Annotated in this window: 21 protein-coding genes; 14 read left to right on the forward strand and 7 right to left on the reverse strand. The window is 70.2% G+C overall.

The annotated features are described in order from the left end of the window. Positions 1-12: 12 nt before the first annotated feature. On the forward strand, positions 13-3,072 hold the full coding sequence (locus tag AC1DK4_RS02955) for an FAD-binding and (Fe-S)-binding domain-containing protein (protein ID WP_441611855.1): 3,060 nt from the start codon (positions 13-15) through the stop codon (positions 3,070-3,072). A 29-nt stretch (positions 3,073-3,101) separates the two neighbouring features. Here AC1DK4_RS02955 and AC1DK4_RS02960 read toward each other — a convergent pair whose 3' ends face one another. Further along, positions 3,102-5,564 (reverse strand): penicillin acylase family protein, encoded by a 2,463-nt coding sequence (locus AC1DK4_RS02960; protein ID WP_441611854.1) that lies wholly within the window; start codon positions 5,562-5,564, stop codon positions 3,102-3,104. A gap of 267 nt (positions 5,565-5,831) precedes the next feature. On the opposite strand from AC1DK4_RS02960, the gene AC1DK4_RS02965 reads away from it, so the two are divergent. From AC1DK4_RS02965 to AC1DK4_RS02995, 7 genes are all read left to right on the forward strand, one after another. Beyond that, complete coding sequence (locus AC1DK4_RS02965) at positions 5,832-6,656, forward strand: IclR family transcriptional regulator (RefSeq protein WP_441611853.1); 825 nt, start codon at positions 5,832-5,834, stop codon at positions 6,654-6,656. Between the two features lie 3 nt (positions 6,657-6,659). Next, a complete protein-coding gene (locus AC1DK4_RS02970) occupies positions 6,660-7,715 on the forward strand; it encodes a cyclase family protein (RefSeq protein WP_441611852.1) in 1,056 nt (351 codons plus the stop codon). A 75-nt stretch (positions 7,716-7,790) separates the two neighbouring features. After that, complete coding sequence (locus AC1DK4_RS02975; RefSeq protein ID WP_441611851.1) at positions 7,791-9,041, forward strand: ABC transporter substrate-binding protein; 1,251 nt, start codon at positions 7,791-7,793, stop codon at positions 9,039-9,041. 38 nt (positions 9,042-9,079) lie between these two features. Further along, positions 9,080-10,234 (forward strand): thiolase family protein, encoded by a 1,155-nt coding sequence (locus AC1DK4_RS02980; protein WP_441643112.1) that lies wholly within the window; start codon positions 9,080-9,082, stop codon positions 10,232-10,234. A gap of 106 nt (positions 10,235-10,340) precedes the next feature. Then, on the forward strand, positions 10,341-10,709 hold the full coding sequence (locus tag AC1DK4_RS02985; RefSeq protein ID WP_441611849.1) for a Zn-ribbon domain-containing OB-fold protein: 369 nt from the start codon (positions 10,341-10,343) through the stop codon (positions 10,707-10,709). An 85-nt stretch (positions 10,710-10,794) separates the two neighbouring features. Beyond that, entirely contained in the window at positions 10,795-11,793 is a 999-nt protein-coding gene (locus tag AC1DK4_RS02990; protein WP_441611848.1) for a tripartite tricarboxylate transporter substrate binding protein, read from the forward strand. Positions 11,794-11,847: 54 nt separating this feature from the next. Next, positions 11,848-13,956 (forward strand): acetate--CoA ligase family protein, encoded by a 2,109-nt coding sequence (locus tag AC1DK4_RS02995; protein ID WP_441611847.1) that lies wholly within the window; start codon positions 11,848-11,850, stop codon positions 13,954-13,956. Between the two features lie 20 nt (positions 13,957-13,976). Here the strand turns inward: AC1DK4_RS02995 and AC1DK4_RS03000 are convergent, their stop codons facing one another. The 5 genes from AC1DK4_RS03000 to AC1DK4_RS03020 form a co-directional block, all read right to left on the reverse strand. Next, on the reverse strand, positions 13,977-15,563 hold the full coding sequence (locus tag AC1DK4_RS03000) for a sulfite reductase subunit alpha (protein WP_441643135.1): 1,587 nt from the start codon (positions 15,561-15,563) through the stop codon (positions 13,977-13,979). 120 nt (positions 15,564-15,683) lie between these two features. Further along, a complete protein-coding gene (locus tag AC1DK4_RS03005; RefSeq protein ID WP_477131380.1) occupies positions 15,684-16,694 on the reverse strand; it encodes an FAD:protein FMN transferase in 1,011 nt (336 codons plus the stop codon). Positions 16,695-16,887: 193 nt separating this feature from the next. Continuing rightward, complete coding sequence (locus AC1DK4_RS03010; RefSeq protein ID WP_441611845.1) at positions 16,888-17,712, reverse strand: DUF4198 domain-containing protein; 825 nt, start codon at positions 17,710-17,712, stop codon at positions 16,888-16,890. Between the two features lie 98 nt (positions 17,713-17,810). Beyond that, positions 17,811-18,335, reverse strand: coding sequence for a DUF2271 domain-containing protein (locus tag AC1DK4_RS03015; protein ID WP_441611844.1), 525 nt, complete (start codon positions 18,333-18,335; stop codon positions 17,811-17,813). 57 nt (positions 18,336-18,392) lie between these two features. Continuing rightward, on the reverse strand, positions 18,393-19,028 hold the full coding sequence (locus AC1DK4_RS03020) for a PepSY-associated TM helix domain-containing protein (protein WP_441611843.1): 636 nt from the start codon (positions 19,026-19,028) through the stop codon (positions 18,393-18,395). Positions 19,029-19,406: 378 nt separating this feature from the next. On the opposite strand from AC1DK4_RS03020, the gene AC1DK4_RS03025 reads away from it, so the two are divergent. Next, on the forward strand, positions 19,407-20,963 hold the full coding sequence (locus tag AC1DK4_RS03025) for a methyl-accepting chemotaxis protein (protein ID WP_441611842.1): 1,557 nt from the start codon (positions 19,407-19,409) through the stop codon (positions 20,961-20,963). 160 nt (positions 20,964-21,123) lie between these two features. Here AC1DK4_RS03025 and AC1DK4_RS03030 read toward each other — a convergent pair whose 3' ends face one another. Next, positions 21,124-22,029, reverse strand: a complete 906-nt coding sequence (locus AC1DK4_RS03030; RefSeq protein WP_441611841.1) for a LysR substrate-binding domain-containing protein — start codon at positions 22,027-22,029, stop codon at positions 21,124-21,126. Positions 22,030-22,126: 97 nt separating this feature from the next. Between AC1DK4_RS03030 and AC1DK4_RS03035 the strand changes: the two genes are divergently transcribed. The 5 genes from AC1DK4_RS03035 to AC1DK4_RS03055 all read left to right on the forward strand — a co-directional run bounded on the left by AC1DK4_RS03035 (position 22,127) and on the right by AC1DK4_RS03055 (position 25,496). Next, positions 22,127-22,891, forward strand: a complete 765-nt coding sequence (locus tag AC1DK4_RS03035) for a sulfite exporter TauE/SafE family protein (RefSeq protein WP_441611840.1) — start codon at positions 22,127-22,129, stop codon at positions 22,889-22,891. Positions 22,892-22,988: 97 nt separating this feature from the next. Next, entirely contained in the window at positions 22,989-23,120 is a 132-nt protein-coding gene (locus tag AC1DK4_RS03040; RefSeq protein WP_441611839.1) for a hypothetical protein, read from the forward strand. 613 nt (positions 23,121-23,733) lie between these two features. Beyond that, the gene (gene fur / locus AC1DK4_RS03045) at positions 23,734-24,180 is read left to right on the forward strand and encodes a ferric iron uptake transcriptional regulator (RefSeq protein ID WP_441611838.1); all 447 of its coding nucleotides are present in this window, start codon (positions 23,734-23,736) and stop codon (positions 24,178-24,180) included. A gap of 91 nt (positions 24,181-24,271) precedes the next feature. Continuing rightward, entirely contained in the window at positions 24,272-24,550 is a 279-nt protein-coding gene (locus AC1DK4_RS03050) for a hypothetical protein (RefSeq protein WP_441611837.1), read from the forward strand. A gap of 127 nt (positions 24,551-24,677) precedes the next feature. Beyond that, the gene (locus AC1DK4_RS03055) at positions 24,678-25,496 is read left to right on the forward strand and encodes a MipA/OmpV family protein (protein ID WP_441611836.1); all 819 of its coding nucleotides are present in this window, start codon (positions 24,678-24,680) and stop codon (positions 25,494-25,496) included. Positions 25,497-25,511 lie beyond the last annotated feature (15 nt).

Genomic DNA, 25,511 nt, shown 5'->3' on the forward strand with positions numbered 1-25,511 from the left:
GAAGAGACAGCCATGGCATTGCCCACCGAGAACACCGCCGTCCAGCCACTGCGCTTCATCCCCCGCGACGCGCACGGCATGCAGGGCGCCGCGCGGGCCGGCTCCGCGCTCCAGCGCCGCCTTGCCGCCGAGCTGCGCGGCGATGTGCTGTTCGACACGGCCAGCCGCGGCCGCTACGCCACCGATGCGTCGATCTACCAGGTCATGCCGCTGGGCGTGGTGGTGCCGCGCGACGAGGCCGATGCACGCCTCGCGCTGGACATCGCGCGCGACCTGAAGGCGCCGCTGCTGCCGCGCGGCGGCGGCACCAGCCAGTGCGGCCAGACCGTGGGCGAAGCACTGGTGATCGACAACAGCAAGTGGCTCAACGAGGTCATCGCGTTCGACAAGGACGCGCGTACCGTCACCGTGCAGCCCGGCATCGTGCTCGATCACCTGAACGCCTGGCTCAGGCCGCACGGGCTGTGGTTTCCCGTGGACGTGTCCACCGCCGCGCAATGCACCATCGGCGGCATGACCGGCAACAACTCCTGCGGCTCGCGTTCGATCCAGTACGGCAATATGGTCCACAACGTGCTGGGCATCGACGCCATCCTCGCCGGCGGCGAGGAGGTGCGCTTCGACGCGCGCTGGCCCGGCGAGGGCGCCGCCCACCGCCATATCGCCGACGGCGTGCGCCGCATTGCCGAGCGCGAGCGCGACGCCATCGCGCAGATGTACCCCAAGGTGCTGCGCCGCGTGGGCGGCTACAACCTCGATATCTTCCATCCGCAAAGCGAGCGTCCCTACACGGCCGACGGCAGTGCCAACCTGGCGCACCTGCTGGTGGGTTCCGAAGGCACGCTGGCCTACTTCAGGCGCATCACGCTGCAACTCGCGCCGCTGCCGGTGCACAAGGCGCTCGGCGTGATCAACTTCCCCTCCTTCTTCCAGGCGATGGAGATGACGCGCCATATCGTCGGGCTGCGCCCCGCCGCGGTGGAACTGGTGGACCGCACCATGATCGACCTGGCGCGCCGCAACGACGCCTTCCGCCCGGTGATCGAACGCGCGCTGGTGGGCGAGCCCGAGGCCATCCTGCTGGTCGAGTTCGCCGGCGAGGCGCGCGCCGAAACCCTGCGCGGGCTGGCGCGGCTGGTCGAGCTGATGGCCGACCTGGGCCTGCCCGGCGCCGTGGTGGAGATGCCGGAAGCCGCGCCGCAGAAGGCGCTGTGGGAAGTGCGCAAGGCCGGCCTGAACATCATGATGAGCATGAAGGGCGACGGCAAGCCGGTCTCCTTCATCGAGGACTGCGCGGTGCCGCTCGAGCACCTGGCCGAGTACACCAGCCGCCTGACCGAGGTCTTCCACAAGCACGGCACGCGCGGCACCTGGTACGCGCACGCCAGCGTCGGCACGCTGCATGTGCGCCCCATCCTGGACATGCGCCGCGACGGCGCCACCAAGATGCGCGCCATCGCCGAAGAGGCCGCGGCCATGGTGCGCGAATACAAGGGCGCGTACTCCGGCGAGCACGGCGACGGCTTGTGCCGCGGCGAATGGGTGGCGTGGCAGTTCGGCCCCGCGCTCAACCACGCGTTCGAGGAAGTGAAGGCGCTGTTCGACCCGGAACACCGTTGCAACCCGGGCAAGATCGTGCGCACGCCGCGCATGGATGAAGCGGCGCTGTTCCGCTTCCCGCCTGGCTACACGGTAAAGCCCTTCGCGGGCGCGCTCGACTGGTCCGCGTGGAACGTCATGCGCGATCCGGTCACCGAGGCGGAAAGCGCGCCAGGCACGGGGCTCGATCCCGCCAACGGCTTCGCCGCCGCGGTGGAGATGTGCAACAACAACGGCCACTGCCGCAAGTTCGACGCCGGCACCATGTGCCCGAGCTACCGCATCACGCGCGACGAGCAGCATCTCACGCGCGGGCGCGCCAATACGCTGCGCCTGGCGCTGTCCGGCCAGCTCGGGCCCCAAGGCCTGCTGGAGCCGGCGGTGAAGGACGCGCTGGACCTGTGCGTGTCATGCAAGGGCTGCAAGCGCGACTGCCCTACCGGCATCGACATGGCCAAGATGAAGATCGAAGTACGGGCAGCCCACGCGCGCGCCGGGCGGCTGTCCGCGCGCGACCGCCTGGTGGCCTGGATGCCGCGCTACGCCGGCGTGGCCAGCCGCCTGCCATGGCTGTTCAACCTGCGCGACCGCGTGCCGCTGCTGGCCAGGCTGAGCGAAAGCGTGCTGGGACTGTCGGCCCGGCGCACGCTGCCGCGCTGGCAGCCCGCCTTCCTCCAGGGCGCGGACGCCCGCGGCACCTCCGCAAAGGCGGAAGGCGGCAAAGAGGTTCTGCTGTTCGTCGACACCTTCAACAACCACATGGAGCCCGCCAACGCGCGCGCCGCGCGGCGTGTGCTGGAAGCCGCCGGCTACACCGTGCATCTCGGCACCGCCCCGGGCCAGCGCGCGCTGTGCTGCGGGCGGACCTTCCTCGCCGCCGGCCTGGTGGACGAGGCCAAGGCCGAGGCACGGCGCACGCTCGATGCATTGCTGCCCCATGTCGCACGCGGCGTGGCGGTGGTCGGGCTCGAGCCATCCTGCCTGCTCACCATGCGCGACGAGTTTCTCCAGTACGGCTATGGCGACGCCGCCCGCCAGCTTGCCGGGCACGCCTTCCTGTTCGAGGAATTCCTGGTGCGCGAGCGCGCGGCCGGGCGCTTCGCGCCAGCCCTCGCGCAGCTCGCCGCGACCCAGGCGCTGCTGCATGGCCACTGCCACCAGAAAGCGTTCGACGCGGTGCGCCCCGTGCAGGAAGTGCTGTCATGGATCCCCGGCCTGAAGACCGAGTTGATCGAATCATCCTGCTGCGGCATGGCCGGCAGCTTCGGGTATGAGGCGGAGCACCACGACGCCTCGATGCGGATGGCCGAGCAGGCCTTGCTGCCGGCCATCCGCAAGGCGGATGCGGATACCCTGCTGGTGGCGGACGGCACCAGTTGCCGCCACCAGATCCACGATGGCGCGCAGCGCGAGGCGCTGCATGTGGCGCGCATCCTGGAGATGGCGCTGGCGGCGCCGGTGGCCTTCGCTTAGCCGCTTAGCCGCTTAGCCGCTTAGCCACGTTACTGCGGCACCAGCTCGACCTTCTCGCGGCTCTCCTTCTCCACGGCCTTGCGCGTGTAGAGCAGCGGGAAGTACTCGCCCCTGGCCCACAGCGGCGCGAGGTCGCGATAGTGCGGGCTGGCCGGATTGCCGGACTGGCCCGGCGTGTTGACCACGCGCGAGGCATCCCAGTTGCCGACGTCCAGCACCATGCGGAACGAGGCGCCCGCGGTGAGCTGGTAGTCGCTGTTGCGGTAGCTGGTGTTCATCGGCGTAAACGACGAGCCGCCGATGGGACCGGCGTTGACTTCGTAGCGCTGCCGCGCGGCGGCGTCGAGGATCGGGTGCAGCGGGTGGTCGAACACGGCGGTGTGCAGCTTGCCCCATTGCCACGTCTTCGGATCGGGCCCCAGCTTGCGCTCCACTTCCGTCATGGCGCTCTTGAGCGAACTCACGATGACATCGTTGCGGCGCTCCGCCGGCATCCACGGCTCGGGCCGCTCCAGCACCGCCAGCACGCGGCTGGCATCGCCGTAGCCGGCCAGGCGCGCGCCGTCCGCCGAGAGCGCCGCGCGCACCACCGCCGGGCGCAGGTATTTGCTGAACCAGACCTCGAACAGCGCGGCCGGCGCGCTGTCGGCACGCTCGTTGCCGTCCCAGCCGCGCAGCAGGTCCAGGCCGCGCTGGGCCTGCGCGTCGTCGCTGCGCACATTGGCCAGCAGCGCCACCACGCGCAGCGCGGGCAGCGAGGTGGTGTCGTTCTGCCAGGCCATGCTGTCGGCCACCGTCGAATGCGCATTGGCCGCGACCAGGCTCTTGAGGCGCCGCGCGCGCGCCGTGTCGCTCCACTCGTAGCCCACCCCCATCTTCGCAGCGGGATGCTTGGGCGGGATATTGTTCTCGTTGGCGGTCACCACGAAGCCGGCGGCAGGGTTGTAGGCCCACGGCAGCTCGTCCATGTTGCGGTAGCCGGCCCATTCGTAGCGTCCGTCGCCGGGCACCGGGGTAAGGCCGTCCCAGTTCGGGCGGATCACGGTCAGGCCGCCGGGAATCCAGCCGATATTGCCGTCGCGGTCGGCATAGACCTGGTTCTCGCCGGGCGCGCCCCAGCGGTTCATGGCGGCGCGGAACTGGTCCCAGTTCTGGGCCCGCATATAGTCCATCGAGCCGAAGTACGGCGCCATGCCGAGATCCAGCCAGGCCGCGCGCAACGCATAGGCGTGGTTGCCCTTGGCGTCGGCGTAGAGCACCGGACCGTGGCGCGTGAAGTCGATGCTGACCTTGCGCGGCGCGGGCTCGCCCTTGACGGCAATCTCCTCGGTCACGGCTTCCATCGGCTCCCAGCGGCCGCGGTACTTGTACTCGCGCGGCTGCGCCGGGTTGGTCTCGTAGACGTAGAGGTCTTCCTGGTCCATGTAGAAGCGCGTCAGGCCGAAGCCCACGGTGCCGTTGTGGCCGATCGAGATGCCCGGCAGGAAGGGCTCGCCGGCGCCGATCACCGACAGGCCAGGCGCGTTCAGGTGGCTGATATAGCGCAGGCTGGGCGCGCCGTGCGCGCGGTGCGGGTCGTTGGCCAGGATGGGCCGCCCGGTGGCGGTGCGCGCGCCGGCGATGACCCAGTTGTTGGAGCCCAGGCTGCGCGCGGTGTCGCTGTTGTTGTCGAGCACGGCGTAGAGCGCTTCGTGCGGGATGTTGCCGGCCGCGGCCGAGCTCCACCACTCCTTGGGGAACCTCGGCGCCGCGGTGGCCAGCTCATAGGCGCGGCGCAACTCGGCGGCGGGCAGCGCGCACGGGTCCAGGCCGTCCGGCAGCCTGGGCGTGACGGGCGGGTCCAGCTCGCGGCGCACCCAGTCGGCGCGCACGGCGTCGGGCTTCACGTGGCAGTAGATCTGCGCGCGGTCGATCTCGCCGGTGAAGTTGAGGGTGAGGCCATGGTGGCGGATGCGCACGATGTCCTCGGCGCGCCAGCGCGCCGGCTTGTAGTTCAGCACGCGAAACTCCGGCGGCAGCAGGTCTGGCCGCGCCTCGGTCTGCGCCACGTAGGCATTCACGCCGGCCACGAACGCCTCGGCCACGCGCTTGGCGTCGGAGCCATAGGCCAGCCACTCGCGGTACATGTCGCCGCGGAACAGCACGGCGCGCGCCGCGCGGTCGCCCTCCACGTAAGCGGCGCCGAAGTCCCTGGCCATCTCGCCCAGGCCGCGCTTGCGCCACAGGTCGATCTGCCAGAGGCGGTCGCGCGCGGCCATGAAACCCTGCACGTAGAAAGCGTCGTACAGCGTATTGGCATAGATATGCGGCACGCCCCAGCGGTCGATCAGGATGCTGGCCGGCTTTTCCAGGCCGGCCACCTGGTAGCGCTCGGTGCTGGACGCCGCGGCGGCGTTGTTGGCGGCCGGCGGCGCTGCCAGCGCGGTGCCGGCGGCGCCCACGGCGGCGCTCAGGCCAAGTACGGCGGCGAGGCGGCGGGCTCGGCGAACCATCTGGAATCTCCTGGAAGGGGCGGGTACGGCATGGGTTGGCCACGCCTGCCGGCGCGGCGAAATGCCGCCAAGGATAGCGGAAGACGGCGCTGGCGGTCGAATCCGGCGCCCGCCGGGCAAGCGCCCCCGCGTTCCGGCAAGGCCTTCGCACGAATTTCATCCCGCAAAACTTTGATGCAGCGCAGAATGACGAGGCCGGTACAGGCGTCTATAACCACCAAACCGGTTTCATTCCCTGAAACAATCCTCTGCCCGGAGTGCGCACGCGTGACGGTCCCGACGACTTCCCTACAGAAGGCCTGCAGGCTGCTGCGCGCGCTGTCCGACCCGCGCAATACGCGCCTGACCGACCTCGCCGGCGCGGCGGGCGTGGACAAGGCTTCTGCGCTGCGCCTGCTGGACACGCTGGCCGCCGAGGGCTTTATCGCGCGCGATGCCGACACCAAGGCCTTCTCGCTCGGCCCCGAATGGCTGGCCCTGCGCGCGACCAGCGTGCGCCGCATCGACCCGCGCTCCGCCGTGCGGCCGGCGCTGATCCGGCTGGCCCAGGCGTTCGAGGACACCGCCATCCTGTCGGTGCCGAGCGGCTGCGAATCGGTGTGCCTGGAGTTGCGCCCGGGCACCTTCCCGATCCGCGCGAACTACCTCGACGTGGGCAGCCGGCGTCCGCTCGGCGTGGGCGCGGGGAGCCTGGCGCTGCTGGCGGCGCTGCCCGATGCCGAGGTGGAGGCCGCCGTGCGCTGCATCGCGCCCGCGCTCAAGCGCTACCCGCGCATCGACAGCGCCCTGCTGCTGCGCGAGGTGGAGGCCACCCGCGCGCGCGGCTATGCGGTACTGCTGGATGTGGTGGTCGAGCGCATGGGCGGCATCGCCATCGCGCTGCCGGACCCCGACGGCTATCCGCTCGGCGCCATCAGCATCGCCGCGCTCAACGAACGCATCACCGAGCGCGAGCCGGCGCTGGCGCGCGCGCTGCGGCGCGAAGCCGAGATCGTGTGCGCGGCCTGGACCCCCCCCACGCCAAAATCATCCATTGCACGGCGGCCACGCAAGACGGCCGCCGCGCACGCAAACCCACAACCGGAGGCATAGAGCATGCGCTGGAAGCAACGACCACAGGGTTCCAACTGGGGCGATTTCGGGCCCGACGACCAGCTTGGCCGCGTCAACCTGATCGGCCCGGAGCAGGTCCGCAAGGGCGCCCGCGAGATACAGGCCGGGCTGTCGTTCTGCCTGTCGCTGCCGCTGGACTACCCGGGCGGCAACAAGCTCAACCCGCGCCGCAACCCGCCGGTGCTGCGCCCCACCTTCCGCGACGACATCCCCTACGTGAATTTCCCGCTGGCCAAGGTCGATCCCGCCGCCACCGACGTGATCAGCGACGACCAGGTGCTGCTGTCGCTGCAGTATTCCACGCAATGGGATTCGCTGGCCCACGTGGGCGCGCTGTTCGACGCCGACGGCGACGGCCGCGCCGAGCGCGTCTACTACAACGGCTATCGCGCCAACGAGCATATCGTCGGCCCGGTGGACTACGCCGAGGACGACCATTTCGCCGCGCACGCCTGCGGCCACGACCACAGCGAGGCGCGCGCGCTCGGCATCGAGAACTTCGCCGTGAAGGGCATGCAGGGCCGCGGCGTGCTGGTGGACCTGGCGCACAACTACGGGCAGGACTTCCGCAACGTGGGCTACGACGACCTGATGCGCGTGCTCGAAGCCGACCGCGTGGAGGTGGAGAGCGGCGACATGCTGCTGCTGCGCACCGGCTTTGCCGAGGTGGTGCTGTCGATGCAGCGCGAGCCCGACGAGAATGTGCTGCACCACAGCTGCTGCGCGCTCGACGGCCGCGACGACAAGCTCCTGAACTGGATCACCGATGCCGGCATCGCCGCGCTGATCGCCGACAACTACGCGGTGGAGCGCTATCCCGCGCGCCCCGCGCCGGCCGGCGAGACGCACCACCCGCTGCTGCCGCTGCACCACCACTGCCTGTTCAAGCTCGGCCTGCCGCTAGGCGAGCTCTGGTACATGAAGGAACTGGCGGCATGGCTGCGCGCCAACCAGCGCTCGCGCTTCATGCTCACCGCGCCGCCGCTGCGGCTGCCGGGCGCGGTGGGCTCGCCCACCACGCCGGTGGCGACGGTCTAGCCGCCGCCCGGTTCCCCGCTGTTTCATAGAAACCAAGAAGAACGCGGGCCACCAAGGCCCATGGAGGAGATCACCATGAACCGCAACCATCCGCTGCTGCGCCGCCCGCTGGGCGTGCTGGCGCTGGCCGCCGCGCTGCTGTGCGGCGCCGGCCAGGCCGGCGCGCAAGGTGCCAAGCCCGGCATTTCCGACGACGAAGTCAAGATCGGCCTGATCCTCGACATGAGCGGGCTGTACGCCGACGTGACCGGGCGCGGCAGCGCCACCGCGGCGCAGATGGCGATCGACGACTTCGGCGGCAAGGTGCTGGGCAAGAAGATCGAACTGGTGGTGACCGACCACCAGAACAAGGCCGATATCGCCGCCAGCAAGGCACGCGAATGGTTCGACACCGGCCATGTGGACGCCATCCTCGACGTGGCCGCGTCGGCGCCCGCGCTGGCCGTGCTGGAAGTGGCCAAGCAGAAGAACCGCATTGTGGTGTTCTCCGGCCCGGGCACCGAGCGCATCACCAATGACCTGTGCACGCCGGTGTCGGTGCACTATGCCTACGACACGTATTCGCTGGCCAATTCCACCGCGCGCGCGGTGGTGCAGCGCGGCGGCAAGACCTGGTTCTTCCTGACCGCCGATTACGCCTTCGGCCACACGCTGCAGGAATCCGCCACCAACGTCATCAACGAGACCGGCGGCAAGGTGCTGGGCGCCGCGCGCCACCCCATCGGCGCCAGCGACTTCGCCTCCTACCTGCTGCAGGCGCAGGCCAGCAAGGCGCAGGTGGTGGGCCTGGCCAACGCCGGCGGGGACGCGGTCAACGCCATCAAGGCGGCCAGCGAGTTCGGCCTGACCAGGGGCGGCAACCAGCGCATGGCGGGGCTGCTGCTGTACATCAACGACATCCACGCGATCGGCCTGAAGACCGCGTCCGGGCTGCTGCTGACCGAAGGCTTCTACTGGGACATGAACGATGCCACGCGCGCGTGGTCGCGCCGGTATTTCGAGAAGCTCAAGAAGATGCCGAACATGAGCCAGGCCGGCACCTATTCCTCGGTCATGCACTACCTGAAGGCCATCCAGGCCGCCGGCACCGACGAGACCGCGGCGGTGATGAAGCAGATGAAGTCCATGCCGATCAACGACTTCTTCGCCAAGAACGGCCGCATCCGCGAAGACGGCCGCATGGTGCACGACATGTACCTGTTCGAGGTCAAGACGCCGGCCGAGTCGAAGTACCCGTGGGACTACTACAAGCTGCTGGCCACGGTGCCGGGCGACCAGGCCTTCATCCCGCCGGCCAAGTCGCAGTGCCCGCTGATGAAGCGATGAGCGCCGGGCAATGAACGCGATGGACTGACCGAGACGATATGCAAAATGCAGCTTACCTGCGCGGCGCGGGCAATACGCGCTTCGGCCGCATCGAGGGCAGCACGCCGCTGACCCTGATGGCGGCCGCCACCGACGCCGCGCTGGCCGACGCCGGCCTGGCGCGCGCCGACATCGACGGCGTGCTGTGCGGCTATGCCACCACGCTGCCGCACCTGATGCTGGCCACGCGTTTCTGCGAGTACGCCTCGCTCGATCCGGCGTACGCGCACGGCGTGGCATCGGGCGGCGCCACCGGCGGCGTGATGGCCATGCTGGCGCGCGAGCTGGTGGGCGCGGGGCGCTGCCGCAACGTGCTGGTGGTGGCCGGGGAGAACCGCCTGAGCGGCCAGAGCCGCGACCAGTCGATCCAGACGCTGGCCCAGGTGGGCGAGCCCGACATGGAGGTGCCGAACGGCGCCTCGGTGCCGGCGTACTACGCGCTGCTGGCGTCGCGCTACCTGCACGAGACCGGCATGCATGCCGACGACCTGAGCGGCTTCGCGGTGCTGATGCGCGAGCATGCGGCCGGGCATCCCGATGCCCACCTGCGCGAGCCGGTGACGCTCGACGCGGCGCGCGCCGCCAAGCCCATCGCCTCGCCGCTGCGGCTGTCGGACTGCTGCCCGATCTCCGACGGCGCGGTGGCGGTGGTGGTGTCGGCCGAACCGGGAAATGGCGGCGGCAGCGGCAGGCCCGTGCGCATCACCGGCGCCGGGCAGGCGCACCGTCACCAGCACCTGTGCACGCTCGACAGCGTGCTGGCCACGGGCGCGGCGGATGCCGCGCGCCGCGCGCTCGGCGAGGCCGGCAACACCGTTGCCGATATCGACTACCTGGCGATCTACGACTCCTTCACCATCACGCTGGCGATGCTGCTCGAGGAACTCGGCGTGGCGCCGCGCGGCGCCTCGCCGCAACGGCTGGCCGCCGGCGACTTTGGCCGCGACGGCGCGCTGCCGCTCAACACGCACGGCGGGCTGCTCGCCTTCGGCCACTCGGGCGTGGCGGGTGGCCTGATGCACCTGGCCGAAGCCGGGCGGCAACTGGCCGGCAAGGCCGGCACGCGGCAGCTGCCGCGGCGCAAGCGCGCCCTGTTCCATGCGGACGGCGGCGTGCTGTCGTCGCATGTGAGCCTGGTGCTGGAGGCGCAATGATGCCGCCCCTCGCCAGCCCCCGGGTTCGCTCCCCCGGCCCCTTTCCCACGGCGTGGGAGAGGGGAGCAAACCAGCAGCAATGCACAGCGCCCCCGCGGAACCAGCCATGACCACCGACCAAGCCAGCCACACCTACCAGTCCGGCCTCGACGCCGGTATCGTGCGCTACCAGGCCTGCGATGATTGCGGCGCGTGGCAGCCGCTGCAGCGCCATGCCTGCCGTGCCTGCGGCAGCACGCGCCTGGGCTGGCGCGACGCCGGCGGCGGCGCCACCGTCCACGCCGTGACCGAAGTCGCGCGCGCGCCGACCGATGCGTTCCGCGCGCTGGCGCCCTACACGCTGGTGCTGGCCACGCTGGACGAAGGCCCGCGCGTGATGGCCCATGCCGAGCCCGGCGTGGCGATCGGCGAGCGCGTGCGCGCCGGCTTCCTGCGCCACGGCGAGCTCACGCTGCTGCGCTTCCGGCGCGAATAGCAAGACAGCGGCGACAAGCCGCAGCAGCAGGCGGCACCCGGCGCGCCGCCGCACGGCCTGCTTCACCAAAACCGAGGAGACTGACATGAACCGAACCTTGCCGCTTCGGCGGCCCGCGCTCGCCCTGCTGACGGGCGCCATCGCCGTCGCGGCAGCGCTGCTGTGCATGCCCCGCGCGCACGCACAGGACTGGCCCGCCAAGCCGCTGCGCCTGGTCGTGCCCTACCCGCCCGGCGGCCCCACCGACATCGTCGCGCGCGTGGTCGGGCAAAAGCTCGCGGAGCAGCTCAAGCAGCCGGTGGTGGTGGAGAACCGGCCAGGCGCGGGCGGCAATATCGGCGCGGAGGCGGCGGCCAAGTCGCCGCCCGACGGCTATACGCTGCTGGTGGCGACCACCGCGCACGCGATCAACATGACGCTGTTCAGCAAGCCCGGCTACAGCACCCAGAAGGACTTCGCGCCGGTGTCGCTGCTCACGCGCGGCCCGCTGGTGCTGGTGACGGCGCCGGCCACGCCGGCCAGCAACGTGACCGAGCTGATCGCGCTGGCCAAGGCCAGGCCGGATCAGGTCAGCTTTGCCAGCTCGGGCAACGGGCAATCCACGCATCTTGCCGCCGAACTGTTCAACAGCATGGCGGGCACGCACATGACCCACGTGCCGTACAAGGGCAGCGCGCCAGCGCTCACCGACGTGATGGGCGGGCAGGCCACCGTGATGTTCGACACCATGCTCTCGGCCATGCCCTTCGTGCGCGAGGGCCGGCTCAAGGCGCTGGCGATCACCGGCGCGGCGCGCTCGCCCGCCGCGCCCGACGTGCCCACCGTGGCGCAAGCCGGGCTGCCCGGCTACGAGGCCACCGCCTGGAACGCGCTGCTGGCGCCGGCCGGCACGCCGCCCGCCGTGATCGGCACGCTGAGCGCCGCGCTCAAGGCCGTGCTCGGGCAGGACGACGTGCGCGCCAGGTTCGCTACGCAGGGTTTCGCCGCGGAATGGACCGCGCCGGCCGCCACCGGTCAGTTCCTCGCGCGCGAGATCGACAAGTGGGGCAAGGTGGTCAAGGCCTCCGGCGCCACCATCGACTGACTCCCGCCCTCTCTCTCTCACACTCATCCTTTCGCCTTCACGCTGCAATTCATCATGAACCAGACCCTGCAAGCCTTGCTGGCGCCGCGCTCGATCGCGGTGATCGGCGCCTCCGACCATATCCACAAGATCGGCGGCCGGCCCATCCACTACATGCGCGAGCACGGCTACGCCGGCAAGCTCTACCCGGTCAACCCGCAGCGCGACACCATCCAGGGCCTGCCCGCCTTTGCCTCGCTCGATGCGCTGCCCGAGGTGCCGGAGCTGGCCATCATCGTGGTGAGCGGCGAGGCGGCGGTCGCGACCGTGCGCGACTGCGCGCGGCTGGGCGTGGCCGCGGCCATCGTCATCGCCTCCGGCTTCGGCGAGGCGGGCGAGGAAGGCCGCCGCCAGCAGGACGAGATGGTGCGCGTGGCAGGCGCCGCGGGGCTGCGCCTGGTGGGGCCCAACAGCCAGGGCCTCGCCAACTTCGGCACCGGCACCATCGCCAGCTTCTCCACCATGTTCATCGAAGTACCGCCGCAGGACGGGCCGGTGGCCGTGGTCAGCCAGAGCGGCGGCGTCAGTGCCATGGTCTACGGCCTGCTGCGCGGCCAGGGCATCGGCGTGCGCCACATGCACGCCACCGGCAACGAGGCCGACATCACGGTCAGCGAACTGGCGCTGGCCGTGGCGCACGACCCGGACGTGAAGCTGATCCTGCTGTACCTGGAGAGCCTGACCGACCCGGCGGTGCTGGCCGAAGCCGCGGCGGTGGCACGCCGGCGCGGCGTGCCGATGGTCGCCGTGAAGGCCGGCCGCTCCAGCGCGGGCCAGCGCGCGGCGGCGTCGCACACCGGCGCCATCGCCAACGAGGACCGCGCGGTGAGCGCCTTCCTGGCGCGCCACGGCATCTGCCGCGTCGACGATGCGCACGCGCTGGCGCGCTGCGCGCCGCTTTACCTGCGCGGCTGGCAGGCCGGCGGGCGGCGCCTGGTGGTGGTGAGCAACTCGGGCGCGAGCTGCGTGATGGCCGCCGATGCGGCAGAAACGCTCGGACTCACGCTGGCGCCGCTGGCCAGCGCCACGCAGGCGGCGCTGGCCGAACGCCTGCCCGGCTTCGCCGCCACCGCGAATCCGGTCGACGTGACCGCGGCGCTGCTGACCAACAGCGGCCTGTTCGGCGACGTGCTGCCAGTGGTGGCCGCCGACCCGGCCGCCGACTTGCTGCTGCTCGACATCCCGGTGGCCGGCATGGGCTACGAGCTGCCGCGCTTCGCGCGCGACGCCGCGGCCTTTGCCGCCAGCGCCGGCAAGCCCATCGCGGTGGCCGCATGGCAGCCGCCGGTTGCGGCGGCGTTCCGCGCCGCCGGGGTGCCCACCTATGACAGCGCGGCCGACGCACTGGCCGCCTTCGCGCAACTCGTCACGCACCAGCAGCAGTTGCGCGAGATCGCGCACGAAGACGCTCTGCCGGCAACGTACCGGCCGCGCGCAAGCGGCAAGGCCGCCGCGCCCGCGACACCCGCCACGCAAACCCTGAGCGAGGCCGCCAGCCTGGCCCGGCTGGCGGCGGCCGGCATTCCCGTGGTTGCCCACAAGCTGTGCCGCAGCGCGGACGAAGCCGTGGCGGCCTGGCGCGAACTGAAGGGCCCGGTGGCCGTCAAGGCCAGTTCGCCGCAGGTGCCGCACAAGAGCGAGCATGGCCTGGTGGCGCTCAACTGCAACGACGAGCATGCCGTCGCGCATGCCTACATCGTGCAGACCGACATCCTGCAAAGGATGGACGCCGCCTGCGAAGGCGTGGTGGTGGCGCGCATGGAACGCGGCGAGCGCGAATGCATGGTGGGCGCGCACTGGGACCCGGTGTTCGGGCCGGTGGTGCTGGTCGGCGACGGCGGCAAGTACGTCGAAGTGCTGTGCGACACCGCCGTGCTGCTGGCCCCGTGCAGCGAGGCCGCGGTGGCGCGCGCCGTGGCCGGACTGCGCATCGCACCGTTGCTGGCGGGCGTGCGCGGCGAGCCGGCCGTGGACGTGGCCGCGCTGTGCCGGATCGCGGTACGCGTGGGCCGGCTGATGCACGAGGCCGGTGGCGCAATCCGCTCGATCGATCTCAATCCGGTGATGGCGGGCGCGGACGGGGCGGTGGTGGTGGACGGATTGATGGAGGTGGCCGCGGCATAGCGCCGCGGCGGTCGGCCGCCTCAATAGACGTCGCGCCGGTAACGCCCGGCTTCGCCCAGGCGCAGCAGCGCTTCTTCGCCCAGCACCTCGGTGAGCGCCGCGTCGACGCCGCCGGCCATGCCTTGCAGGCTGCCGCACACATAGATGGCCGCGCCGTCTTCGACCCATTCGCGCAGCATGCCGGCGGCGGCGCGCACGGCGTCCTGCACATAGCGCAGCGGGCCGCCGTCGCGCGAGTAGACCAGGTCCATGCGCTGCAGCACGCCTTCGCTTTGCCACGCCGCGAGTTCGTCGCGGTGGAAGGCGTCGTGTTGCGCGGTGCGCTCGCCGAACAGCAGCCAGTTGCGATGGTGGCCGGCGACGGCGCGTGCCTTGAGGTGGGCGCGCAGCCCGGCCAGGCCGGTGCCGTTGCCGATCAGGATCAGCGCGCGCTCGTCGGCGGGCGGATGGAAGCCGCGGTTGGTGCGGATGCGCAGCGCGATGGCGGCGCCCTGCGCCGCGTGGGCGGTCAGCCAGCCGGAGGCGAGGCCAAGGCGGCCGTCGTCGTGGCGGGTCTGGCGCACCAGCAGTTCGAGCCGGCCCTCGGCAGGCAGCGAGGCAATCGAATATTCGCGGTGCGGCAGCGGCGGCAGCGTGTCGACCAGGCGCTGCGGCGCCACGCCGGCCAGCGCGACGAGATGCGGCTCGGGCAGCATGATGCGGGTGGCCAGCGCCTGCGCCAGCGTGGTGGCGGCACCGTCGCAGCGCACGGGCGTGATGCCGTCGAGCTTGAGCTTGTCCAGCATGCGGCCGACCTCGGCCGGCGCGAGCCGCGGGCCGATCTCGGCGATGTCGCCGGCCTGCCAGGCGGGTGCGCCTGCGGGCGGCAGCAGGGCCAGGTGGAAGGCGGGCGCGCCGGGGCTGCCGGAATTGAGCAGGCGGCGCTCGGCCAGGTGCCAGTCGGTGTAGCGGGGCTTGTCCCAGTCGGCGATCTCGACCCCGCCGCCCAGCGCGCTGAGGTGGTTCTGCCAGTGGCGCAGCGCGCCGGCGTCGCCGTTGTCGACTTCCACCATGTCGAACAGTGCCTGCGCCTGCTGGCGTTGCAGCCACGCCGAGAGCGCGCGGCCGAAGGCGCAGAAGTTGGCGTAGCTGCGATCGCCAAGGGCGAGGATGCCGTAGCGCAGTTCGCGCAGGCCGCCCGTGCCGGCCGCTGCCGTGAGGCGCCGCGCGTAGCCGGAGGCGCTGTCGGGGGCATCGCCCTCGCCCGTGGTGCTGACCACGAACAGGACCTGCCGGCAATGCGCCAGGCGCCCCGCTTCGAGCTGATCGAAGGCCAGGCATTGCGCGGGCACGCCGGCGTCCTGCAGCGCCTGCGCGGTGTGCAGCGCGACCTGCTCGGCAAACCCGCTCTGGCTGGCATAGGCAACCAGCGTGGCGCCTTCGCGCGGCTGTGCCAGCTGGGCCGGGCGCGCGTGCCGGCGGCGGTGCCGCGCGATCACGGCCGCGCAAAAACCAAGGTAGGCGACCACCACGCCGGCGGCCATGCCCGCGCGGCTGGGGGCGAGCAAGCCCAGGGCGACGCCGGCCAGCCCGGCAAGCACGCCCAGCGCGGTCACGGCCTGGTGCATGCGGCTGCGCCGGGCGGCCTGGCCGGCGTGGGCGCGCGGCGGCTCGGCCGCGGGGGCGGGCAGGTCGATCGGCAGGGAGGATGCGCTCTCGGGCGTGTTCATGGCGTGTTCATGGCGTGTTCATGACAACATGGCCTCGCAGGCCGGCGACAGGCGTTCGTCGAAACCGCCGCTGTGGCGGACCAGGAAGCGGGCGGCAAGCGCATGGCGGCGCGCGAACACCATGCCGGCTTCGGGGCCGAGCACGGTCAGCGCGGTGGAGAGCGCGTCGGCCATCATGCATTGGGGATGCAGCACCGTGACCGAGGCCAGCGCGTGGCTGGCCGGGTAGCCGGTGCGCGGGTCCAGCGTGTGGGCGTAGCGGCGCCCGCCGCTGTCGAAGTAGCGCCGGTAGTCGCCCGAGGTGGCCACGGCCAGGCCATGCAGCGCGACGAGCGTGTCGGCGCCGGCGGCTCCCGCGGCGGCGGGCGGCGTCTCCAGCGCGACCCACCACGGCATGCCGTCGGGCTTGACACCGTGGCCGCGCAGTTCGCCGCCGATCTCCACCAGGTGGCTGGCGAGGCCCTGCGCGTCCAGGTAGCGCGACACCGCGTCCACGCCAAAGCCTTTGGCGATGGCGCAAAAATCCAGGCGCACGCCGCCGGGCTGGCGCGCGCGGCGGCTTTCGGGATCGAGTTCGATGCGCTGCCATCCGCACAGGGCGCGGGCCTGCTCGATCTCGGCCAGCGGCGGCGCGACATCGCGACGCGGTGCCGGGCCGAAGCCCCACAGGTCAACCAGCGGGCCAGCGCTCGGGTCGTAGGCACCGCCGCTGTCGCGCGCCACCTGCAACGCGGCCTGCAGCACGGCAAAGCAGTCCGCCGGCAATACCTGCCAGCTGTCCGGCGCGGCGCGGTTGAAGCGGCTGAGATCGGAGCCGGCCTCCCAGTTGCTCATCTGCGCGACCACGCCGGCCAGGACCGCGCGGATGCCGGCGTCGAGCGCCGCCGCGGCGGGGCTGCCCGGCGGCGCGGCCCAGGCCACCGACCAGGTGGTGCCCATGGTCTCGCCCTGCAGCCGGCACACGCGCGCGGCCGCATCGGGCGCGGGCGGCGCCGCGCCGAGCGAGAGAGGAATAAGGACGCGCTGCATGCGGGCCAAGCGGGAGGAGTTGGAAAAAGCTGGAATAGGTCAGAAACGACGACAAGAGGCTGAAGAAAATGACGCCAGCCTGGAGACGCGATCCGCAAAGACAAAAAGCCCGCTGGGGGCTCATGGCTTGCGCGGGCCGCCGGACTTGCGCCGGGGGCGGCCCGCCCGCGCTTGAAGCGCGCGGGAAGCGCGCTTACTGCGGCAGCACTTCCACCGTCGCGGCATAGCTCGCGCGGCGGACCTTGGCTTCCTTGGTGGCGACCTTGTCGTCGCGCACCTCGGCCTCCATCCAGTACATGCCCGGCGCCGGCCACTTGACGCTGAACTTGCCGTCGGCGTCGGTGGTCAGCGACATCTCCTGCAGCTGGTCGCGGTAGCGGATGCCGCCCGGCACCACGGCCACCTTCACATTGCCGGCGGGCTTGCCGTCGAGCAACAGGCGGAAGCTGGCGGCGTCGCCGGCGACCAGGTCGTTCGGGTGCGTGACCGGAGCCAGCTCAAGGCCGCGGCCCGTGGTCTGCAGCACCCTGGCGCTCGGCTTGCCGGCCGTGACGAAGGCTTCCAGGCGGCTGTCGGCCTGGGTCACCTGCAGGTCCTGCGCGCCGGCCGGCACTTCCTTGGCGAAGGCCTCGGGCGAACCGCGCCAGCGCTTGGTCTGGCCGTTTTCCTTGTAGCTGGCGAACAGGCCGTGGCTGACCATCGCCACCTTGTAGGTGCCGGGCTGGGTCAGGTGTACGTCGAAGGTGCTGCGGTAGCGGCCGGTGCTGGCGTTCTCGACCTTGGCGGCGGCGCCGTCGGGCGCGGTCACGGCCAGGTTGTCCAGGCGCAGCGGCACGTGCTCGAAGTAGAACAGGTCGTTGGACACGGCGGCGTCCACGGTCACCCACGGGTCGCTGCCCGAGAGCACGGTGGCCGACGGCAGCAGCCACTGGCGGTGGGCATGGGCGGCCAGCGGCATCAGCGCGGCCAGGGCCAGCGCGGCGGCGCGGACGGACAGTTTGGTGGCGATCGTCTTCATCGTCATGCTCCTAAGGGAAGCGGGCAAGGAATCGGGTTCCGGCTGCACAAGCCGGGCTGTGGAAGGGAAAGGCTGGCGACGAAACGGCAGCATGCCGCTCAGGGCTTGAGGTCGACCGAGACCGTGCCCAGTTCGTGCTCGCCCCTGGCCCTGGCCGAAGCGGCCGCCTTGGGAGGCCATGCAAACGGCACGCGCAGCAGTTCGCGGCCGCCGACCTCGCGCGCGGCTTCCACCACCAGCTGGTAGTCGCCGGCGGGCAGCTTGCCCAGCGGCGTCTTGCCGTCGCTGAAAGTGAGCGTCTGCTCGCCGGCGGCGCGCGTGGCGCCGGAGATGCCGTCGGCCGGCATCTGCATGTCGCGCCCGGCCTTGCGCCACCACTGGCGCATGTCCTTGAGCCACTTGGTGCCTTCGCCATCCTTGTGCTTGACGTCATACCAGACCGCCAGCGTGGCGGCCGGGCTCTGGTCGGCGCGCTCGATCCACATCGAGACATAGGGCCGGTGGTATTCCGCGACGTTCAGGCGCGGGATCTCGACCTTGACGTTCATTTCGGCCGCCACGGCCGGGCTGGCGAACGGTACCGCGGCCATGCCGGTGAGAGTGACGGTGAGCAATCGACGCATAGCGAAACCTCGTTTTTAGCAGCTGAAGGTGAAACGGTTGAACGGCGAAGCGCGCGCTCAGTGAATGAACAGCAGGGCCAGCAGCAGCGGCGCCACCAGCCCCAGGCCGACCAGCGGCCATGTCGCCATGCGCCCGCCCGCATGCAGCTTGAGCAGGAACAGCCCCGTGACGCTGAAGATCAGGCAGGCCGCGGCGAAGACATCGAGGAACAGGCTCCACGCGCGGCCGGTATTGCGGCCCTTGTGGAGGTCGTTCAGGTAGGAAATCCAGCCGCGGCTGGTCTTCTCGTACTGCACTTCGCCGGTATCCAGCGCCAGGCTTACCCAGGCATCGCCCCCCGGGCGCGGCAGCGAAACATAGATCTCCTCGCCCGACCACTCGGCCTCGCGCCCGGCGGCGTCGATATCCAGCGTGCGTGCCAGCCACTCGGCCAGCACGGGGGGCACCGGGCCCTTGTCGCCGTGCTTGAGCTGGCGCAGCGAACCGGTCAGCGCGGCGGGCGCGCTTTCCGTGCGGGTGACCACTTGCGGCCTGGCCTCGATCTGGCCGGCGTGGTTGAGCGTAAATCCGGTCACGGCAAACAGCAGCATGCCAATCAGGCAAAGCGCCGAGCTGATCCAGTGCCACTGATGCAGGTGCTTGAGCCAGAAGGCGCGGCGCTGCTGGCCGGCTCCCAGCGAGATTTCGGTCATATCGGTTTTCCGGCGCGCGGCAAGCGGTGCGAGGCCATGGATGGCGCCTGGCTGGCCGGCCTGCCCGATGCGCGCTGATGCTACGGCGCCCCGCGAGGTGACGCTTCAGGCAAATAAGGCGAAAGGATAATGGTTCTCATTTGAAACCGCAATGCCTCGCCCGGGGGGCGAAGATTACGCGGAATTACATGGCCTGGCGGGCCGCGCCAGCCCCGCGAATCCGTTTGTGCAGTAGTACACACTTACGCTGTCTACGGCTGCAACCCTTGCTGCACTTGAGGAAACTCCCTACTCCGCTACCGTCAAGTTTGGCTTTGTCGCGGCCGTTATCGCGTCAGCAATGAAATGAATCGCGATACCTAAAAGAAGGGGGAGAGAATGCTGGAGCGCCTGAGCCTGAGGAAGAAATTACTGTTGCCGTTGCTGCTGAGCTGGGTCTGCCTGCTGGGCCTGACGCTGTGGGATGCCTGGCAGATGCGCGAACTGCGCCTGGACGAGCGCAAGCTGGACCTGGCGCATGTGACCGATACCGCGCTATCGATGGTGAAGGAATATGAGGCGCTGGGCCGCAGCGGCAAGCTGCCGATGGACGAAGCCCGGCAGCAGGCGCTGGACCGCGTGCGCGCCATGCGCTTCGGCGAAGACGGCTATTTCACCCTGATGCGTTCCGACGCCGTGGTGGTGATGCACCCGTTCAAGGCGGAGATGAACGGCAAGGACATGAGTGACATGAAGGATCCCAACGGGACCTTCCTGTTCCGCGAGATCGCCGAGATCGGCAAGGGCGCGGGCCACGGATTCGTGCATTACCTGTGGGCCAAGCCGGGCTCCGAGGCGCCGCAGCCCAAGCTGAGCTACGTGGCCAACTTCAAGCCCTGGGACTGGAACTTCATCGCCGGGGTCTACCTGGACGATATCGACGCCGCCTTCCGCCAGTCCCTGCTGAAGTCACTGGCCTTGCTGCTGGGTATCGGCACGCTGATGACGGTGGTGGTGATGCGCATCGCCGGCGGCCTGCACAAACAGCTGGGCGGTGAGCCGGCGCTGACTTCGCAGATTGCCGCGCGGATTGCCGAAGGCGACCTGGCCAGCGAGGTGCGCCTCGCGCAGAACGACCGCCACAGCGTGCTGTTCGCCATGCAGCAGATGCAGAACCGGCTGACCGGCGCCATCGGCAGCATCCGCGGCTCGGCCGATTCGATCGCCAACGCCGCGCGCGAGATCGCCGCCGGCAACTCGGACCTGTCGCGCCGCAGCGAGGAACAGGCGGCTTCGCTGGAGCAGACCGCGGCCAGCATGGAGCAGCTCACCGGCACGGTACGCCAGAGCGCCGACAACGCGCGCCAGGCCAGCCGGCTGGCCGAAGGCGCCTCGGAGATCGCGGTGCGCGGCGGCGAGATCGTCGGCAAGGTGGTCAACACCATGGGTGAGATCAAGGCGGCCTCGGGCAAGGTGGTGGACATTATCGGTGTGATCGAAGGCATTGCCTTCCAGACCAACATCCTGGCGCTCAATGCCGCCGTGGAAGCGGCGCGTGCCGGCGACCAGGGCCGCGGCTTCGCGGTGGTGGCCGGCGAGGTGCGCAGCCTGGCTCAGCGCAGCGCCACCGCGGCCAAGGAGATCAAGAGCCTGATCGGCAACTCCGCGCAGCGCGTGGACGACGGCGCGGCGCTGGTGGAAACCGCGGGCCAGGCCATGGACGAGATCGTGCAGGCCGTCAAGCGCGTGACCGACCTGATGGGCGAGATGCGCGCCGCCACCGAAGAGCAGACCGGCGGCATCGAGCAGGTCAACCAGGCCGTCACGCAGATGGACCAGATGGCGCAGCAGAACGCCGCGCTGGTGGAACAGGCCGCCGCGGCCGCGGCCTCGCTGGAAGACCAGGCCGACGCCCTGCACAAGGCGGTCGGCACGTTCCGGCTGGCGGGCGCCTGAGCGCAGCCCGCGCAGTGACAGTGCAATGAAAGAGCAATGAGGGGTCAGTAGAAGGGGGCGCCGGAAAGCCGGCGCCATGTGTTGTGCGTGATACGCACTTTTCGTGCGCCGGGGACTTTCCCGCTGCCCGGCGCACGATTTTCTTCCCGCCCAGCCTGCCCTAGGCCGATTCGCCCGGCGCTCGGGCACCGCTCGCCATGAGCTGCTGGGCGAGCAGGTTCGCATGCGGTGTCAGTGCGGAGAAATCGCGCGCGCACAGGTGCAACTGCCTCGACGTCCACGGCTCCGACAACGCAACCAGCGCCAGCCCGGGCCGGCGCAGTTCCGCCGCGAAGGCTTCGGACAGGATGGCGATGCCGACGCCCGCCTCCACCATCTCCCCGACACTGGCCACGCTTCTGAGCCGGACCCGGTATCCGATCTGGCGCCCGAGACGGGTCGCGCGTTCGCCCAGGTGGCTTTCCAGCGCGGCATCCGCCAGGCCGACAAAGGGTTCGCCGATGATGTCCGCGAAGGCCACCCGCGGCTGGCCGCTGATGCGGTGCGCGCTGCCCGCCACCACGACAAGCTGGTCGCTTGCCAGCAAGCGGGTCTGCAGCGCCGCCAGGTCGGCAATGTCGGCGACGATGCCCAGCTCGGCGCGCCCCTCCGCAATGGCGCGGACGATCTCGGCGCTCGGCTGCTCGTCAAGGTCGACCGACAGGTCCGGGTGAGCCACCAGGAAGCGGCGCAGCTCGCGCGGCAGGAACGCGGCCAGTGCCGCCGTGTTCGAAAGCAGCCTGATGCGGCCCTTGAGGCCGGTGGCGTAGGTCCGCAACTCGCCGCGCATCTGTTCCACCTGCCCCAGGATCAGACGCGCGTGCCGCACCAGCGCGTCGCCGGCCGCGGTCGTATGCACGCCGCGCCGGGTGCGCTCCAGCAGGGGCGCGCCCAGTGCGGCCTCCATGCCGGACACGCGTTCGCTTGCGGAAGCCAGCGCCAGGTTCACGGCCTGCGCGCCCGCCGTGAGGCTGCCCTGTTCGACCACGCTCAGGAACAGGCGCATATCGGTGAGATCGAAGCGCATGGGGTCGGTCCTCGCTTAGCTGCTTTCGGTTTCTCCGAAGACTAGCACTGGAATTGCCAGATTGCCCATGCCAGCTCGCGCACCTACCATGGCTGGCATGAACGATACTCTGCTGCTCTCCCTGGCCGGCTTGACTGCAGGCGCCATGAACGCACTCGCCGGGGGCGGCTCGTTCGTCAGCCTGCCAGCCATGATTGCCACCGGCGTGCCATCGGTTCAAGCGAATGCTTCGAGCACGGTTGCCTTGTTTCCGGGCGGAATCGCGAGTGCGTGGGCCTACCGCAGCGACCTCGGGCCGGTCGGTGCCGTGTCGCTGCGGCCATTGCTGCTGTCGACGGTCATCGGGGGCGTGGTCGGTGCGGTACTGCTCTTGTGGACGCCGGCAAAGACCTTCGACGTCGTGCTGCCCTGGCTGCTGCTGGTGGCCAGCCTGGCGCTGTCGTTCGGGCGCCGGGCCGGGGAATGGCTGCGGAGCCGCTACCACATCCGGCCTGCGGCCGTTCTCGCCGTCCAGTTCGGGCTGGGGGTCTACGGCGGCTACTTCGGCGGCGCGGTAGGCATCATGATGATGGCCGTGTGGGGCCTGCTCGACAGCCGCGACCTCAAGAGCCTGAATGCCCCGCGCACCCTGCTCGTCACCGCCGCCAACACCATGGCGGTCTTCATCTTCATGGCCGCGCGCGCGGTGCATTGGCCGAACACGATCGTGATGCTGCTGGCGGCAACCGTCGGCGGCTACGCGGGCGCGCAGATCGGCCGCCGCACGCCTGCAAACGTGGTGCGCGCCGTGACCCTGACGCTGACGGCCTGCATCACCCTGGCGTTCTTCGTCCGTGCCTATATGCCTGTACGGCCCTGGTAGACCCGTGGTCCGCCGATCCAGGTGGCCGTGGCAGGCCCGAACCGCCTCGCCGTGCATGTTGCACTTGCGCGAGTTTCAGGGAAACCGGGAGACTTCGATGATTGCCGCACTCATGGAAACCATTGGCGCGCTTGCCATGCTCGCCAGCATCTCTGCCAGGATCGCCCTCCTCCTGCCTCGCGGAAAGCCGGCCGGGCGCGACGCCCGGCCGGCGACTCGCCGCCGCTAGCCCCGATCCGACTCCATCGGCATACGGGCGCCAGGTCGTGACACCCGTCCGCCCGTCATCATCCGCCCATCCCGCGAACGCCCCTCGACCCCCTCGAAAAAAGCTGCAAATTCCCCTTGTAATGAGATTAATTCCCATTTACTATGGCATCACTGTCTGACGCGAGGCAAGCAAGACCAGCCCGGCGAGGACAACGGAACAAAGTAGCAGAGCAAGTAGCAGAGCAAAGTAGCGCAATACAGGAAGGCCGGCGGCAAGCCCGCGGCAAACAGGATTTTCGATGTCGCGCATGGCGCGGCATCCATCACCGTCTTTTGTGGGGACCGCTCCGTACCGCGGAGCGTTTGGCAGTAGCCAGTCACCGGAAGATCGGGAAAGCAACCAGACCCCGCTTTCCCGATCAGCTCTTCGGCTGACAAGCCAAGCCATCTTTTTATTCCGCAAGCCGTGGCAACACGTCTTGCAGCCAGCGGGCGGCCTTCCTTGCAGGATGCCGCCCGCTGCATTCCTGCGGTCTGGATGGCGTACGTTGGCGCGCAGCGCGCGGCGGCGCGGCCGGCCGGAGCACGTCATTTCCGATTGATGCGTCCCCGCCCGGGCGCAAAGCCGCAGCATGTTGATGCCTCCCGACAGTACCGAACCCATTGACCTGAAGCGCGCCGGCCTCAAGGCGACCTCGCCGCGTGTTCGCGTGCTGGAAGTCTTCCGCGCCAGCGAACGCCGCCACCGCAGCGCCGAGGATGTCTATCGCATCCTGCTGGCACAGGACGTCGACGCCGGCTTGTCCACCATCTATCGCGTGCTCAACCAGCTGGTGCAAGCCAATATCCTGCTGCGCCACAGCTTCGAGTCCGATCACGCGGTCTTCGAGCTCAACGAAGGCGGCCACCACGATCACCTGATCTGCGTGGCCTGCGGTCACGTGGAGGAATTCCGCGACGAAGCCATCGAAGCCCGCCAGCGCGAGGTGGCCACCGCCAATGCGTTCGTACTGCGCGAACACATGCTGGTGCTGTACGGCCTGTGCCCGAAATGCCGGGCCGACAAGTCCATCAACTGACACGGCCCGCGGTTCCCTTCCCCTGCCCCGGAACCTCGGCCCCGCCCGGCCTCCGACCCATGCGGCCGCCGGGCAGCTACCGGAGTCCGCCATGGATCGCCAGATCAAACCCCTGCCTGAACTCAAGCGCTTGCTGAGCCATTGGCTGCGCGAGCAACCCGGCTGCCAGGATTGCCAGCTGCGCGCGGTGTGCATCCACCGGCCTGACCATACCGGCTGCAACTGGAGTGCGGAGGTGGATTTCCCCGACCGCAGCGAGGAAGACGCCGTGCGGAGCCTGCCGCTGGCCCGGCGGGTGGTGGTGCGGGTGCGCGAACGCTTCAATGTCGAGGGACTGAACGGCGGCGGCGCACTGGCCCCGGCATCCTAGGCCGGCGGCTGGCGGGCGCGTCCTCCGTCGCCCCCCACCCCTGCCCCTCGCTCTCACATCCGGCTAGAATCCCCCCCTGCTGCCGCGCGCACGACGCGGCCCACATCAAGTTCAAGCCGGATTGTCCATGCCCACCACCTCTGCGCCCCGCCGCGCGCTACTGGCACTCGCCATCACCATCAGCGCCTCGGCCGGCTGGGCAGCAGACAGCGACCCGGCAGGCGCGGCAGGCACGGCAACCGCGACGCCGCCCGCCAGCAAGTGGAAGATCTCGGCCGGCCCCGGCGTCTACGTAGCACCGGATTTCCCCGGCGCGCGCACCTCGCTGGTCTACCCGATCATCTACCAGGACATCGACTACGGCGGCCGCTTCTTCTCGCGCGGCTTCGACCTGCTCGGCGTGTATGCGCTCAACAACGATATCTGGCAGATCGGCGCCGACTTCCAGTTCGACCCGACCTGGCGGCGCAGCAAGGACGATCACCGCCTCAATGGCCTGGGCGACGTCAACATGACCATGCGGGCGCGGGCATTCGCGCAGGCACAGGTCTCGTTCATCACTTTCTCGGCGGACGTGGCGCAGGACATCGCCGGCCAGGGGCAGGGCTTGATCGCCAACGGCGACGTGCTGTTCAGCCTGCCAGCCGGCAAGTGGCTCTTCACGCTGGGCCCGGGCGTGACCTGGACCAATAGCAAGTACATGCAGACCTTCTTCGGCGTGACGGCGGACCAGAGCGCGCGGTCGGGCCTGCCGACGCATGCGGTGGGAGCCGGGCTGAGGGAATGGCACGCCAACGGCATCGTCAGCTATGAGATCTCGCGCAACTGGTCGGCGCTGGGCTTGCTCACCTTCGCGCGGCTGGAGGGGGATGCGGCCAGCAGCCCGGTCACCCAGCGGCGCCAGCAATGGACCGCCATGACCGCGGTGACCTACCGGTTCCGCTGAATCGGCATCGCGCCG

Source organism: Cupriavidus sp. 05N38, assembly GCF_056397345.1.